The sequence below is a fragment of the Larkinella terrae genome, assembly GCF_009668025.1.
GTDB classification, from domain to species: Bacteria; Bacteroidota; Bacteroidia; order Cytophagales; family Spirosomataceae; genus Larkinella; species Larkinella terrae.
Window position 1 is genome coordinate 1,205,837 of the sequence record NZ_WJXZ01000014.1, and the last position, 16,137, is coordinate 1,221,973.

The window sequence follows — 16,137 nt, forward strand, 5'->3', positions numbered from 1 at the left end:
CTTCAGCCACCGAATACCGTAAACCGAATACCGAAAATCGTTCGTTTACATCCCCCACGACGTCATCCCCCCGTCCACCGCGATGGTTTGGCCGGTGATGTAGCCCGCAGCGGGCAGGCAAAGAAAGGAGACGGCGGCCGCAATTTCTTCCGGTTTTCCCGTGCGGCCCATCGGCGTCCGTTTCAGAATTCCCTCCAGTTTTTCCGGATTGGTCAAAACCGGTTCGGCCAGGGGCGTGAGCACGTACCAGGGCGCAATCGTGTTGACCCGAATTCCATCCGGAGCCCACTCCACGGCCAGGTTGCGCGTCAGCTGGTGGAGGGCGGCTTTGGTCATGCCATAAATCGAACCGCTGCTCGTGTGCGTCAGGCCGGACACCGACGACACAAAGACAATACTGCCTTTTCCCGAAGCCTTCAGTAGCGGATATGCCGCTTTACTCAGTTCGTAGCCCGCCCGCAGGTTGGTGTTCAGAAGCTGGTCGAATTCCTCCGTTGTGTAGTCGATGGTCGGTTTCCGGATGTTTGTTCCGGCGTTGTTGATCAGAATATCCAGCTTTCCCCAGCGGTTTTTTACGATTTCGATCAGTTCCGCAACGGCCCCGATTTTACTGACATCGATGGCCAGACCGTCCACGACAAAACCGCTTTGCCGGTATTTCGTTAATTTTTGCTGCAACAAATCGTTGTCGCGGGCGACGATAAACACTTCCGCACCAAATTCCAGCAATTGATTTACAATTGCTTCGCCGATGCCTTTGGTGCCGCCGGTGACCAGTGCGCGGTAGCCGGACAGTTGCCAGAACGAATTCATAGTAGTCGGGAATTACACGGTTTTCAAAAACCGCAAGAAACGAACTGCCCACGGCATTTACCAGCCGATCAGGAACAAATTCGATTCGAGAGTAATGTTTACCGGCCCACGGTTTTATGCCCAGCAACTGATTCAATTCCCGAGTCTAATGATAATCGGTTGAACGGTTTTGAGAATGTAGGCTAATAAATAAATTGAAAGGTGGATACGAGCATTTACTGCTGATATGATGCCGCTAGGCATCTAATGTTTGAAGTGATTTCGTATCCTGCTACTCGCCTGCCGTAGGTGGGCAACCGTTGCCTACCTACGGCAGGCGATTGAAAATCATGCCAATTGGGCTACAAATATTTCGTCTCTACGAGACTGAAAAACCGCCATTCAAATCAAACTAACCAATTTATTATCTATAAATGACTCAAAGGAATACGCTCGCGGTAATCCTGCTTTGAGGCTTTCTAAAAAAGAATAAAATATTTTGTACAATCCTGAGTATTATTTGAATTATCGCACCTATTAACCACCAGTCGCGCCGTTCGACCACGGCATTTCGCTGACTATTCATTCTGAATCAGGTAAATCGCTGGATTATGCTGAAACCCGATCTACATTATAAACACCAAAATGCCTGGGAAAAAACCGACGAAACGCTGCTGTGGCAGCAATTTCGGGAGGGATCGCAGGCGGCTTTTCAGGAATTGGTCCAGCATTTTTACCGCGAACTCCATTTTTACGGCGGCCGGTTTACCCGCGATACGGATTTTCTGAAAGATTGCTTGCAGGATCTGTTTCTGGACTTGTGGACTTACCGCGCCAAAATCGTGCAGACGCAATACATCCGGCCGTACCTCTACAAATCGCTCCGGCGGAAAATTCACCGGGAAATCCAGCGCCATTCGTCGGTCGTCAACGAAGACGGGTTTGCGTTCGACGATGTCAGTTCGGAGGAAATTACGGCGGAACAAGCGCTAATTCGGACCGAATTGTCTGATTATCAAACGATCCGCCTGAATGCGTTGCTGGGGCAGTTGTCGGATCGCCAGCGCGAAGCCATTCACCTGAAGTTTTACGGCGAACTCTCGAACGACGAAATCGCGGACATTCTGGCCGTCAATCGGCAGTCGGTGGCCAATCTGCTCTACCGTGGGCTTTGCCGACTTCGGGAAAGCTGGCCTTCGCTGCTGTCGATGATCGGGTACTGGTTTTGGGGTCATTGATAAACTATCCGCACACTGAGTATGGCACCGACAATTTCGCCTATTAACGACCGAAGTAGTTCCACAGCACCTCTATGAAAGCGTATCAACACTTTACCGTCGAAGATTTCCTGATAGATGCCCGGTTTCTGGCGTGGGTCAAACACGATCAGCCTGACGCCCGGCAATTCTGGGAACAGTGGCAGCGGGAAAATCCGCAGCAACGGGCCACCCTGCTGCTGGCGAAAGACATGGCCGAAGCGCTGAAAAACCGCCCGCACAAGCTATCGTCCGAGCAGGAAATGCTGGAGGTGGAACGCATCGTCAAACTGGCCAGATACACCCCGGAGCGGTCGCGCTGGCAGCGGATTCCGCAATCGTTCCGTGCACCATACTGGCAGGTTGCGACTGCGGTTTTGCTGCTGTCGGGAATCGGGCTAGGCTGGTTTCTGTTCCGCGAAAAACCGGATTCGGTAACGGAAACCGTGGCATTTGCCGAAACCGAAAAACTGCATAATGAGCAGTGGATCAGTCAGGTAAACGGTACTTCCCAGCCGGTCGATCTGACCTTGCCCGACGGCAGCCGGATGCGACTGATGCCCAACAGCGAAGCCCGGTATCCGCGCGCGTTCCATGCGGAGCAGCGCGAGGTCCAACTGAAAGGAGATGCGACCTTTGCGGTTGTTCACGAAGGAAAACGCCCCTTTCTGGTCTACAGTGGTCCCCTGGTGACGCGCGTTTTGGGAACCCGGTTTCGGGTGCAGGCCCGCGCCGGCGAAAACCGCATGAAGGTATCGGTGATTTCAGGTAAGGTTTCCGTCATGGACCGGCGAATTTCCCACCGCCCGAATTCCAAGGAAATGCCGGGCGTCGTTCTGACTGCGAATCAGCAGGTTACGTACGATGCCAGCCAGAGCCGCTACCAAAAAGAATTGGTAGAGCAACCGATGGTAGTGGCACAGCCCGAAAACCGGGAGTCCTTTAATTTTGAAGATACACCCGTTGCGGGCGTTTTTGAGCGACTGAAAAAAGCCTACGGGGTCGAAATTATCTATGACCCGACGGTTCTTCGGAACTGCACCCTGACGGCGTCGATGCCGGGCGTGCCGCTCCACGACCAGCTTCGGTTGTTGTGTGCGTCCATCGGGGCCACCTACGAGGTGGTCGATGCCCGGATCATTGTTACCAGCAAGGGCTGTCCATAAACCAGTAATAAAAAAGCCCGCTATGGTGCGAACATAGCGGGTGGAATTGACCGATCCGGCGGCACTTTTCGGGCCTCCGCGGACCGGTGTAGCTACTCCTTTGCCCGGAATAACTAAACCACCTCCAAGTTATGTACAAGTTTACAAACCACGAAACGATTCGGCTGCTTATGCGAATTTCGTTCCTACAAGTCTTGCTGACGGCCCTGCTCATCAACGGCGCGCTGGCCGCGCGGGCGCAGGAATTACTGGATCAGCGGGTGAGCGTTCGGCTGGATAACCACACCATCCGGCAGGCGCTGACGACGCTGGAAAAAACCGCTCACGTCAAGTTTGTCTACAGCCGCCAGATCGTTCAGGTTGACCGGAAAATCTCGCTGGCGGCTTCCGACGAACGACTGGTGGACGTGCTCGACCGGCTGCTGAAACCGCTGCAACTCCGGTACGTCGTGACGGGCAACCAGATTGCGATTGTTCCCGGACCGGTTTCGGAAAGTTCGAACGACGACCCATCGGCCGCGATCACGCCAGTAGTCGAACAACCGGCGGACCGGGTGGTGAGCGGAAAAGTAACTGATGAAAAAGGAGAGGGGCTGCCCGGTGTGAGTGTTGTCGTCAGAAATACGACCCGGGGAACTACCACCGACGGCGATGGGAAATTCAAACTTAGCATTCCGAGCGACGCGGATGCGGCCACGACGCTGGTTTTTTCGTTTGTCGGTTACCTGAATGAGGAAGTGGCGGTGGGAAACCGCTCGGTCATTGACATTAACCTGAAAGTTGATACCAAAAGCCTGGAGGAAGTGGTGGTGGTGGGCTACGGTACCGTTAAAAAGAGCGATTTGACCGGTTCGCTGTCGCAGGTAAAAGCCAAAGAACTCAATGCTTTTCCGAATGCGAATGTGTTGCAGGCGCTGTCGGGCCGGGCGGCCGGGGTGCAGGTTCTGCAAAATACCGGAGCGCCCGGTGCGAGTGTCAGCGTGCGGATTCGGGGGACGAACTCCATTCAGGGCGGTAACGAACCGCTGTACGTAGTCGACGGTTTTCCGCTGTCGGGCAGCAACCCAACGGTTTTGAATAATGCTGATATCGAGAATATTGAGATACTGAAAGACGCGTCTGCAACTGCCATTTACGGGTCGCGCGGGGCCAACGGCGTGGTGCTGATCACAACCAAACGCGGCAAATCTGGGAAAACGACCGTCGATTTCGAAACCAGTTATAGCACGCAGACTCTGCGGAAAAAGCTGGATTTGATGAATGCGAAGGAATATGCCACGTTCTACAACGAACAGGCCGCCAACGACAACCTGAAACCGTATTTCACTCAGGCGCAAATTGACGGTTTTGGGCAGGGCTTCGACTGGCAGGATTTTGTCTTCCAGCGCGCACCCATGAAAACGGCCGCGCTGACCATCAGCGGAGGAAACGAGAAAACCCAGTTTTCCATCTCCGGCAGTCTGTTCGGGCAGGACGGCATCATTCGCGGGAGCGATTACAACCGGTATTCGCTGCGGACCAACCTCAACCACGCCATCAGCAAAAAACTATCGTTTAATTTGTCTTCGACCTTAACCAAAATTACCACCAACGCCCGCAACAGCCAGGGTGGCAACCGGGGCGCGTCGCTGATTGCGGGCGCGATTTCCGCCCCACCGGTTCTGACGCCGTACAACGACGACGGCACCTACCGGGTGTTTGGCACCACCTACGCGTTCATCAACGCGGCCCTGGTCAACCCGATCAACTCGCTGAACGAACAAACCAATTTGACCAAAGGAAACCGGGTGCTGACCAATGCCGCCTTTATTTACAACCCAATTCCGGAACTTACCCTCAAAATTTCGGGCGGTATCGAAAACGCGGACGACCGCACGGATTCGTACACGACCAATAACTACGTCGGCTCGCAGGGCAGCGCGGGCGTCAGCGCCAGCCAGTTTACCAGCCTCCTGAACGAGAATACGATCAGTTATAACAAAACCATCCGGCAAAAACACAGCATTTCGGCGGTCGCCGGTTTTACGTATCAGGATTTTGTCAGTACCTCGCTGTACGGCAGCGGGTTAGGGTTTATCAGCAATGCCAGCCAAACCTACGACCTGGCGGCTGCCGGAACGCCGGGGATTCCGACCTCCAGCTATTCAAAATCAACACTCGCGTCATTTCTGGGGCGGGTCAATTACGCCTTTGACAGCAAGTATCTGGCAACGGTCAGTTATCGGATGGACGGTTCGTCCAAATACAGCGCGGGCAATAAGTGGGGGCATTTTCCGTCGGCTGCCGTGGCCTGGCGCGTTTCCAACGAAGATTTCCTGAAAAACAACGCGGTGGTTTCTGACCTGAAACTCCGGGCAAGCTGGGGCTTGACCGGTAGTCAGGCCATCGGGGCCTACGCGACGCTTAATCAACTGGTGTCGGCCAAAACCATCTTCGGCGATGCGCTGTATACGGCCTATGCGCCCGGCACGAACCTGCCCGGAAACCTGAAATGGGAAACCACCGAACAGAAAGACATCGGCCTGGATGTCGGAATTTTGGGAAACCGCTTCGTTTTAACCGCCGATTATTACCTTAAAAATACCCGCGATTTGCTAAACACCGTGCAGTTACCGTCGTCGCTGGGCTTTATAACGACGCTCAAAAACGTGGGCGAAGTGCAGAATAAAGGTATTGAACTGGGACTGAGCGCGCGCTTATTTTCCGGCGATTTCAAATGGGATATCAACACCAACATTGCCTTTAACCGGAACAAGGTAATCAAGCTCTACGGCGGGCAGGATATTCTGGGCGGTTTTGTCGATATCTCGGCGATAACCGATACGCGGAACATCCTGCGGGAAGGCCAGGCAATGGGACGTTTCTGGGGCTATATTGAAGATGGTTACGATGAGAAGGGAAAGATAAAATACAAGGATCTGGATGGTGATAAGGCCATTACGGTGCGGGATAAAACCTTCATCGGTGATCCCAACCCGAATTTTATTTATGGGTTTAATTCCAGCATGTCTTACCGGAATTTCGACTTAACTCTCTTCATTCAAGGCACGCAGGGGAACGATATTTTTAACACCAGTTCCATCAACAATACCGTCGATTTCGGCTACGGGTTGAACATGCCGCGCGAGGTCTTTCTGGATCATTGGACACCGACGAATCCGAACGCCAAATATCCGGTGGTCAGTAGCACAACCCGCACCAACGTGTCCGACCGGTTTGTGGAAGATGGTTCGTACATGCGGCTGAAAAACATTCAGTTAGCCTATAATCTGCCCATTCAGAAGTGGGGTGCGAAATGGATTCGGAGCGTTCAGTTGTACGCCAGCGGGCAGAATCTGCTCACACTGACGAAGTACTCGTGGTGGGACCCGGAAGTGAATTCCAACGGCGGTGCCAATTCCACCGCACAGGGTTTCGATCACTTCAGTTACCCAACCTCCAAGTCCATCACCTTCGGCCTCCGGGCGGGATTTTAAACTGTATTGAGTGATTGAGCGATTGTGTGATTTTTCATCGTCTTTGCAGAATATAAATCTCCAGTTGCTTCATTATTCATCACTCAATCGCACAATCACTCATACACTCAATAGAAAGATGAAAGCGATATTATTTCTTCTCCCAATGCTTCTTCTCATGTCCTGTGAGGATATTTTAAAAGAGGAGCCGAAGACCTTAGCGGTTGAAACGTATTACAACACAAAAGCCGAAGTTGAGTCGGCAGTGAACGCCATTTATGTGCCGTTGCGGAGTAGTTCGACGAACGGAATGGGCGTTTATCTGGCGGTTTTGGAAGCGCACATTGACTACGCATATGGCCGCGGAAGTTATGCGGTTTTAAATAATTTTCAGGGACTGGATAACGTCAACATCAGCCGGGTTTCGGGTGCCTGGGAAGCGTATTACCTCAGCATTCGAAACGCCAATCTGGTGATTAAAAATGCACCCAACGGGAAAGCTATTAGCAAAGCCGATGTGGCCGGTTATGTGGCTGAAGCGAAATTTCTGCGGGCGTTCAGCTACTTTCATTTAGTCCGGAACTGGGCCGGGGTTCCGATTCGGACCGAAGCCAATATGACCGAAATTGACGCCAAACGGAATACCGTCGAGGAAGTGTATACCCTGATTCTGGCCGATCTGAAGGAAGCCGAAGCGAACCTGCCCGATCAGGTGACGCAGCCGGGACGACCTACCAAATGGTCGGCCAAAACCATGCTGGCGGATGTCTATCTGGAGCAGGGCAAGTTTGCCGAAGCGCGCGACAAAGCCGATGAAGTGATCAAATCCGCTAAATTTTCCCTGATTCCGGTCGCGTCGTCCGAGGATTTTCAAAAAGTGTTCGGGCCCGATCTGATCTCGACACCCGAAGAGGTTTTTTACCTCAAATTCTCCCGCCTACCTGGTCAGGGCAATTTGTTTCCGACGCTGATCAACCATCCCGGGACCAAGTTTCTGGGCGGGGGCGGGGGCGTTTTTGGTCTCCACAGCGACAGCACGAACCCGGTTTACCAGAGCTGGGACAATGCCGATCTGCGCAAGGGAATCTGGTACTCCTGGAACATTGGGATTGGCGCAACGACCTTGCTGAGCAAGAAATTCATCGATCCCAATTCGCTCGAATTTGCCGGGGCCGGAAATGACGTACCGTGGTATCGCTACGCCGATGTGCTGCTGATTTACGCCGAAGCCGCGGGTCGGGCGGGCAGCGCACCAACGGCAGAAGCGATGGAAGCCCTCAATCAGGTGCACCGCCGGGCCTACGGAAAAACCGCTACCACGGCCTCGAACGTCGATTTTAAACTGGCGGATTATCCCACGACAGCCGCGTTTCTGAACCTGGTGGTGAAAGAGCGTGGGTACGAATTTCAGTACGAAGGCAAGCGGTGGCTGGAGTTGAAACGAACGGGAAAAGCGAAGGAAATCATTCTGGCGGCCAAAGGGAAAGCCATTGCCGACAAACATTTCCTGTGGCCAATCCCGGTTTCCGAACTGAATTACAACAAGGCCATCGATCCGGTGAAAGACCAGAATCCGGGGTATTGATTTTTACCAACTTACCAGTGAATTTGATCTGCCCCAACCCCTAAAGAGGCTTAAATATCCGGATTTGAGAGCCCCCTTTAGAGGGGTGGGGGCAAAAAGGGGCCGGAAATTGGCACTTTGTATGATAATCACTCGAGCACTTGATAGCCCTGCCCTTTAGGGGGGTGGGGGCAGATCCAATAAATGTTGAACATCTTTATTCATCATGGAAACCAACGATAAAAAACCGGAAATCACCGGAATGTTTAACCTGAACCGCCGGAAATTCCTGCGTTCGACGGTCGTCGGCGCAACGGCTCTTTCCGGTTTGGGTTTACCCGAAAACGGGTTGGCCCAAAATCAGAATCCGGCCACTTTCCCGGAACCCGCCCGAAATCTGCCCATTAAAGGCGAGGTCGACGTCCTTGTCTGCGGGGGCGGCCCGGCCGGAATTGCGGCCGCCATTTCGGCCGCCCGCGCCGGAGCCCGCACGCAGTTGCTGGAAATCCACGGCTGTCTGGGCGGGGTCTGGACGGCCGGTTTGCTGACCTATATTTTCGATTTCAACAAACCGGGTCTGACGAAAGAAATCATCAAAAAACTCGACGAGCGCGATGCCCGGCGCAACAAGGTACCCGATCAGTTTGTCTATGCGCCCGATGAAATGAAAGTGCTGCTCGAAGAAATGTGCACCGAAGCCGGGGTGAAATTTTTGCTGCATACCCGCGTGGCAGCTGCTTACAAGGATAAAAACCAGGTGACGACCGTCATTACTGAATCGAAGTCGGGGCGGCAGGCCTGGAAGGCGAAGGTGTTTATCGATACCACCGGCGACGGCGATCTGGGCGCGCAGGCCGGGAATAGCTGGGAGATCGGGCGGGGGGGCGATACCTGCCCCTGTCAGCCACTGACGCTCAATACATTAGCCGTTGTGAAAGATGCGGCCGCGCTCAAACCGTATATTTCGTTTTACCAGGACGACAATGGCAAAGCCAACATGGACTGGCACGTCAAGGCGACGAAAGCGTTTATGAGCGAGATCAACCGGGCCGGCATTACACCTTCGTACGGCATGCCGACGCTCTTTCTGATTCGCGATAATCTGGTGATGGTGATGGTCAATCACGAATACAACATCAAGGCGTTCGACGCCGACGAAATCACGGAAGCCACGGTTCGGGCGCGGGCGGAAGTCTACAACATCGTTCGCGGACTGAACAAACTCGGCGGGCCGTGGGAGGGAATCCAGATTGTGGCAACGCCGGAACAGATCGGGATTCGGGATGGACGACGGATTCACGGCCGTTATACCGTCACTAAAGACGATTTGGCGATGGGTGCCCGACATGAAGATGCGGTTGTCCGGCCAACGTTCGGGGTTGATATTCACGCGTCGGATCGCAAAACCAACGAAACGGAAACGATCTCGCGGGGCGGTATCAAGATGAAACCGTACGACATTCCGTTGCGGGCGCTGATCGCCAAAGATGTCGATGGGCTGATGATGGCCGGGCGCTGTATCAGTGGCGATTTTACGGCCCACGCCAGTTACCGCGTGACCGGCAATGCCGTGGCGATGGGCGAAGCTGCGGGGGTGGTAGCCGCCCTGGCCGCTAAAAGCAAACGATTGCCCCACGAAGTCGAGTGGAGCGAAGCCCTGGCGGTTTTGACCAAACTCGGTATGCGGGGTTCATGAAAACCGCCCTCTTGCTGTGGCTTGGGCTTGTTTTGGCCGCGAAAGCCGATGTCGTTTTGCCATCTATTCTGGCTTCGGACATGGTTTTGCAGCGAGAAACCGAGGTTGCCATTTGGGGCTGGGCCGATCCGACCGAGAAAATAACCGTCACTGCCAGTTGGGATAACCGGGCCGTGAGCGTTACCGGTGGGGCGGACGCGACTTGGAAAATCCGGCTGCGAACCCCGAAAAGTGGTGGCCCGTATGCGATTACCGTCAAGGGCAACAACACAGTTTTGCTGACCAATATTCTGATTGGCGAAGTCTGGCTTTGTTCGGGCCAGTCGAATATGGCGCTGACGGCGGCTGGAGGGGTGAAAGACGCCCGTGCCGAACTGCCGACGGCATTCAACCCGAACATCCGGTTTTTTAAGATGGACCGACGCGCGGCCGCAACGCCCCAGATCGAGGTTGGCGGAAGCTGGGCGGTTTGTGATTCGGTGAGTCTGAAGCGGTTCAGCGCCGTTGGTTACTTTTTCGGGAAAAAACTGCAAACCGCCCTCGGCGTTCCGATTGGCCTGATCGACCTGTCGTGGGGCGGTTCCAAAATGGATACCTGGCTGCCGGAATCGCTCGTCAATCTGTATCCCGAAACCTGCCACTCGGGCCGAACGATGGTCAAAACGCCCTGGGCACCGAACGTGCCGGGCGTTCTGTTCAACGGCATGGTCGTCCCGATTACGTCTTTCGTCATTGCCGGGGTGATCTGGTACCAGGGCGAGTCGAACCGGCATTATGCTCCAGCGTATGACCAACTGACGCGCTTGCTGGTGGAGAGTTGGCGGAGCCATTGGCAGAACGATTTTCCGTTTTATTATGTCCAGCTCGCGCCGTACCGCTACGGTGGTACGTTTGAAACCGCCCTGGTTCGCGAAAACCAGACGAAGGCGATGGCTATTCCCAAAACCGGCATGGTCGTGACGACCGACCTGGTCGATAACCTTGACGATATTCACCCTGTTTACAAAAAAGAAGTGGGCAACCGGCTGGCCAACTGGGCCTTAGCCGAAACGTATCATCAAAAAGTCGAACCATACAAAAGCCCGCAATACCGTTCGATGCAAATTGTGGGAAACCGCATTCGATTGTCGTTCGACAACGCTCAGAACGGTCTGATGGCGAAAACCGGGCCGATTACGGAGTTTGAAATTGCCGGAGCCGACCGAATTTTCACGAAAGCGCAGGCCCGGATCCAACACAACACCGTCGAGGTCTGGGCCGATGGTGTTGAAAAACCGCTCGCCGTCCGGTTTGCTTTCCGCGACGCCCCCGAACCCAATTTATTCAACCAGGCAGGACTACCGGTCATTCCGTTCCGAACGGATAACTGGGAGTTGGGGCTGGATCGACAGGGAAATGATTGAGAATCATTCGCTTCGCAAACTTTTCACCGGATTCATCAAAGCTGCTTTGAGGCTCTGAAAACTGACCGTAAGCAACGTTATCAGCAAAGCTCCCAGGCCGGATGCGGCAAAAATCCACCAGGAAATCTCCGTGCGGTATTCGTAGGTCTGGAGCCAGTTGTGCAGAAAATAATACGCCACCGGGGTCGCAATCGCCAGCGAAATAACGACCAGGAAAACGAAGTCTCTGGAGAGTAATCCCCACAGATTCAACACCGAAGCGCCCAACACTTTGCGAACGCCAATCTCTTTCGTCCGCTGTTCGGTCATGTAAGATGCCAACCCGAACAGGCCGAGACAACTGATGAAAATGGCGAGGATGGCGAAGACCGACGCCAGTTTGCCAATCCGCTCCTCAGCCGCAAATTTCAAGGCGTATTGCTGATCCGAGAACTTGTAGTCGAATGGACTGCCGGGGCTGAACTGGCGGAAAACATCCTCGATTTTTGCCAATGATTCGCTGGTGCTGCGTTGTGGATTTAATTTGATATTGATGACACCCGCCCAGTCATAATTTAACACGAAAACGGTTTGGTAAACGGGTTCGAAAGGGGAACCCATTACCATGTCTTTGACAATGCCCACAACCCGGAAAGGCTTTCCATTCCATTTGACAATTTTTCCCACCGGATTTTTCAAACCCATGTAGTTGGCCGCCGTTTCATTCAGAATCATACCCGACGAATCGGTCGAAAAGCTCCGGGAGAAGTCCCGCCCGGCCACGAATTGCCACCCCACGGTTTTACCAAAGTCATGGGTTACGGCAACCGTCCCAAACTGCTCTTTGAAATTCGGATCTTTGCCTTCCCAGTCGAAACCGACATTCTGCGATCTCAACTTCGTTACCGGCGTTGAAGAAGTCGACATTTCCGCCACGGCGCCCGTTTCGATCAGTTCATTTCGCAGCGCATTGTAACGGCCGTGCAGCTCCGGCGAGTTCATCGCAATTGTAATCAGCCCGTTCCGGTTGTAACCAATCGGGCGGTTTTTGGCATATTGGATTTGACGAAAAACGATGATCGTGCCGATGATCAGCGTCACCGAAACCGTAAATTGAACGATGACCAGCACCTTCCGGGGCAGGGACGCAAACCGGCCAATCCGGAAGGTGCCCTTCAACACGTTTACCGGCTGAAAAGAGGACAGGTAGAGTGCCGGGTAACTGCCCGCCAGCACACCCGTTAACAAGCTGAATCCCAAACCGGAAAGCCAGAAAAGTGGCTCATCCCACAGAATCGACAGTTTCTTGTCGGCCACTTCATTGAAGGGAGCAAGCAGCAGCAACACCAGCAGGAACGACAGCACAAACGCCACCGCAGCCACCAGCAGCGATTCGCTGAAAAACTGACTGATGAGCTGGGAACGGACGGAGCCAACGGCTTTGCGGATGCCCACTTCTTTCGCCCGCTTTTCCGAGCGGGCCGTTGAGAGATTCATAAAGTTGATGCAGGCCAGCACCAGCACAAAAACGCCGATGATGCCAAATAGCCAGACATACTGAATCCGGCCTTCCACGTTCCCCGATTTATCCCAGCCCGAATACAAATGCCAGCGACTCATGGGATGCAGAAATACTTCCGGTTTTGCGAAAGCCACTTCCGGGACATGCTTCAGCCGGAGGTCTCTGATTTTTGCCGAAATCGCATCAAAATCAGCTTTGGGAGCGATCTGGACCAGAATCTGGAACGAGTTATTATCCCAACCGGCATTATTTTTTATCCAAGGTTCCGACGAAACGTACAAATCCCAGGGCGCAATAAAGTTCATGTCCCTGAATTCAGTGTTGTAAGGTAGGTCTTCATAGACACCGGTCACCTTGACATTCAGCTTGTTATCGATCTTTATGATTTTGCCCAGGGGCTCATCCGTGGTTCCAAAGAGCGCCTGTGCAACGGATTCAGATACTAAAATGGAAGCCGGCTCCTGCAAGCCTTCCCGTGATCCACTGAGCATCTTCAAGGTAAACATATCCGGCGCTTCCGGACTCAGGAACGTACCGGTTTTGATAAATTTTCGCTCCCCATAGGTCAGAATATGTTCGCGGGTCCGGGAAGACATAACCACATGGCTAAAATTGTCCGCGTAAGCTGTCCGAAGTTCGGTTCCCAATGGGATGGGCATGGCCTCGCCCACGCCATAATCGCCGTTAATGGTCGCGCTTTGCAGGACTTTCGCAATGCGGTCATAATTCTGGTGATAGGTGTCGAAGGATAATTCATCATACATCCAAAGACCAATCAATAGGGCTACTGCCATGCCGGTGGCCAGCCCGCCAATGTTGATAAACGAATAACCTTTGTGCTTGGCAAGGTTTCGGAAAGCGATTTTGAAGTAGTTGCGTAGCATAGCTGTTTGGGCAGGTTTGGGGTATTCTTCGCGAGGGCTGGTCGCGTACGACGGTTCAGGCCGGAGCGGTTTATAAAAGAATGGGGTTAAGCACTGCAAAACGGCCCGGCAATACTCCCGGCGAGCCTGCGCAGGACTTACCTCCCGGATGCGTTTGTAGAACATTTCATGCAAATCGCCCTGGATGTACTCCAGCAGGTGTGGGGCCACAAACCACGTCAGCAGACGGTCGGCCCAGCGAGGTGGCTCAATTGGCTTCGACGGCCTGGTCGGATTGGACGGCTTTTCCATCAGCGAAAAGATTTATTAGATACAATAAGTTAAATCAAATCTGGTGCCAGACGCAAAAAAACGCTCTCAGGCTGCGCAATGCCCGATAATAAGGAAAAGCTGTCCAAAAACGGACGTATTCTTGTCCAAACGTGGACAGTTGTTATTGAATAATGACCATCGACGATGGACCATTGGCCTCGTCAATGGTCTATCGTCAATCATCTTTCTGCTTTCCGCCAAACTTTTTCTAAAAAAATCCCAACCCTCACTACGTATATTCGGCTTTGAATTTGTCTTTATTCCAACGGGTTTTGAAAACCGGGAAACAGCAGTTTAAATCGTCGAGTATGCGGGCCGCTTTTACGCAAGAAACTTCGGAGAACACCGATCCAACGGATACCAGCCGACCCGTCGGACTGAATGAATCGGAACCGGTGCCAACCCTGGACTCTGAGCTTTTCATCCGGAAAACCTTCGAAACTGACCCGAAAAAGGGTTGTGAGTTGCTGTTCCGCCTGTACTACAAACCGCTGTGTACCCACGCCGTCCGGTTTGTCTACTCCCGCGAAATTGCGGAGGATCTGGTCGCTGATATTTTTTATAACTTCTGGAATACGCAGGCATTCAGTCAGGTACAGCATTCTTACCGAGCGTACCTGTTTCGTTCAGTTCGGAACCGGGCTTACAATTACCTGATGAACGAGCTGAAAAAAAACGATCCGCTGGAGACGGTTTTGCAACTGGAATCGCCTTCGTCCGACGCGCCGGAGCGAATGATGCAGTTTGAGGAATTATACCGGAAAATCGATGAACTGGTGGCGACGCTGCCGCCCCAGTGTCAGAAAGTGTTCATCATGAACCGGTTTGAGGGCAAGAAGAACCGGGAGATTGCCGACGAACTGCACCTTTCCATCCGTACCGTTGAAACCCACATTGGCAAAGCGCTGGCGCTGCTGCGCAACGGCCTGAAACACCTCTGGGCCTGGGCCATTGTGCTGGCCGGAATGGGCAATTTACCAAACTGACGCAATTTTTTCTCTTCCGACTACGTGTGTTACCACCCATTTTTGTCTATCTGAAAACGGCGTCCGAACCGCAACCGCTTCCGACGAACCAAAGCTAAAATCCGATGATCAACAAGGAACTGCTATTCGCGCATTTTGCCGGTAAAACCACTCCCTTGCAGAAGCGGCTGATCGAACAGTGGTTGCAGGACGAAACCAACCAGGAATCGTTCTACCGGTGGTTGGTGGAATGGGAGCACCAGTCGCCCTCGTATGCGCCGAATCTGGACTCGGCCCTGGAACGGTACGTACAACATATGGAAGTCAATGCACCGGTTTCTTCGGGCCCTGTTGAAACCGGAACCGAACCCATTCGACGGAGCGGTTTTTCCCGGCACTGGCTGGCTGCCGCTGCGGTTTTTATTGGCGTCCTGCTGGCGGGCTGGCTCGGTCGGGAGCGGATTCTGTACCAGACCTACCAAACCGCCTTCGGCCAAACCCGCTCGATTACGCTGCCGGATGGCAGCCGGGTGACGCTGAATGCCAACTCCGAATTGCAGGTGCCGCGCTTCGGTTTTGGCAACCAGACCCGGGAAGTGATCCTGTTCGGCGAAGCGTTTTTTTCGGTGACGCACCAGCCCGGGAATCAGCGGTTTCTGGTGAAAACCCGGGAGAATTTTAACGTAACCGTACTCGGAACCGAGTTCACCGTCTACACCCGGACGCGGGGGGGCAAGGTCATGCTTCGGCGGGGGAAGGTGCAGCTGAGTTACACCGAAAACCGGCAGCAACGACAAGTGATGCTGAAACCGGGTGATCTGGCGACGTTTGGCACCCGAAATCACCTGCAACTGCGGAGCCAGGTCGAGCCCGAAAAGTACTCGGCTTTTACGGAACGCCGGTTTGTTTTTGAAGACATGCCGCTCCGGGAATTTGGCGAAATGCTCACGGAAAATTACGGTTTACAGGTCGAAATCAGTGACGATACGCTGGCCCGGCGCACGATTGTGGGCTCGTTCCGCGCCGACAATGCGGACGATTTGCTCAACACCATTTCTGAACTCTTCGGCATCCGGGTCATTCGGGAGAACAACACCGTCCGGTTTGTCGAGGATCATTAATTAGTCCTAAACCCTTATTTAT

At 53.4% G+C, this 16,137-nt stretch carries 10 protein-coding genes; 8 read left to right on the plus strand and 2 right to left on the minus strand.

Annotated features, from left to right (window positions below; genetic code table 11):
- Positions 1-45 precede the first annotated feature (45 nt).
- Positions 46-813 carry an SDR family oxidoreductase gene (locus tag GJJ30_RS26625; RefSeq protein ID WP_154178201.1) on the minus strand — a complete coding sequence of 256 codons (768 nt, stop codon included), beginning with the start codon at positions 811-813 and terminating at the stop codon, positions 46-48.
- Between the two features lie 590 nt (positions 814-1,403).
- Here GJJ30_RS26625 and GJJ30_RS26630 point away from each other — a divergent pair.
- From GJJ30_RS26630 to GJJ30_RS26655, 6 genes are all read left to right on the plus strand, one after another.
- Positions 1,404-2,030 carry an RNA polymerase sigma factor gene (locus GJJ30_RS26630; protein WP_154178202.1) on the plus strand — a complete coding sequence of 209 codons (627 nt, stop codon included), beginning with the start codon at positions 1,404-1,406 and terminating at the stop codon, positions 2,028-2,030.
- A gap of 74 nt (positions 2,031-2,104) precedes the next feature.
- The gene (locus tag GJJ30_RS26635; protein WP_154178203.1) at positions 2,105-3,214 is read left to right on the plus strand and encodes a FecR family protein; all 1,110 of its coding nucleotides are present in this window, start codon (positions 2,105-2,107) and stop codon (positions 3,212-3,214) included.
- Positions 3,215-3,345: 131 nt separating this feature from the next.
- Positions 3,346-6,690, plus strand: a complete 3,345-nt coding sequence (locus GJJ30_RS26640; protein WP_229313434.1) for a TonB-dependent receptor — start codon at positions 3,346-3,348, stop codon at positions 6,688-6,690.
- 145 nt (positions 6,691-6,835) lie between these two features.
- Positions 6,836-8,254, plus strand: coding sequence for a RagB/SusD family nutrient uptake outer membrane protein (locus tag GJJ30_RS26645; RefSeq protein WP_229313436.1), 1,419 nt, complete (start codon positions 6,836-6,838; stop codon positions 8,252-8,254).
- A gap of 205 nt (positions 8,255-8,459) precedes the next feature.
- Positions 8,460-9,929, plus strand: a complete 1,470-nt coding sequence (locus tag GJJ30_RS26650; protein ID WP_229313438.1) for an FAD-dependent oxidoreductase — start codon at positions 8,460-8,462, stop codon at positions 9,927-9,929.
- Positions 9,926-11,332, plus strand: a complete 1,407-nt coding sequence (locus GJJ30_RS26655) for a sialate O-acetylesterase (protein ID WP_154178205.1) — start codon at positions 9,926-9,928, stop codon at positions 11,330-11,332. Before GJJ30_RS26650 ends, GJJ30_RS26655 begins: the two co-directional genes overlap by 4 nt.
- 3 nt (positions 11,333-11,335) lie before the next feature.
- Here GJJ30_RS26655 and GJJ30_RS26660 read toward each other — a convergent pair whose 3' ends face one another.
- Positions 11,336-14,008 (minus strand): ABC transporter permease, encoded by a 2,673-nt coding sequence (locus GJJ30_RS26660; protein WP_170299283.1) that lies wholly within the window; start codon positions 14,006-14,008, stop codon positions 11,336-11,338.
- 293 nt (positions 14,009-14,301) lie between these two features.
- On the opposite strand from GJJ30_RS26660, the gene GJJ30_RS26665 reads away from it, so the two are divergent.
- Both GJJ30_RS26665 and GJJ30_RS26670 read left to right on the plus strand, forming a co-directional pair.
- A complete protein-coding gene (locus GJJ30_RS26665; protein WP_229313440.1) occupies positions 14,302-15,015 on the plus strand; it encodes an RNA polymerase sigma-70 factor in 714 nt (237 codons plus the stop codon).
- Between the two features lie 104 nt (positions 15,016-15,119).
- On the plus strand, positions 15,120-16,115 hold the full coding sequence (locus GJJ30_RS26670) for a FecR family protein (RefSeq protein WP_154178206.1): 996 nt from the start codon (positions 15,120-15,122) through the stop codon (positions 16,113-16,115).
- The last annotated feature ends 22 nt before the right edge of the window (positions 16,116-16,137 follow it).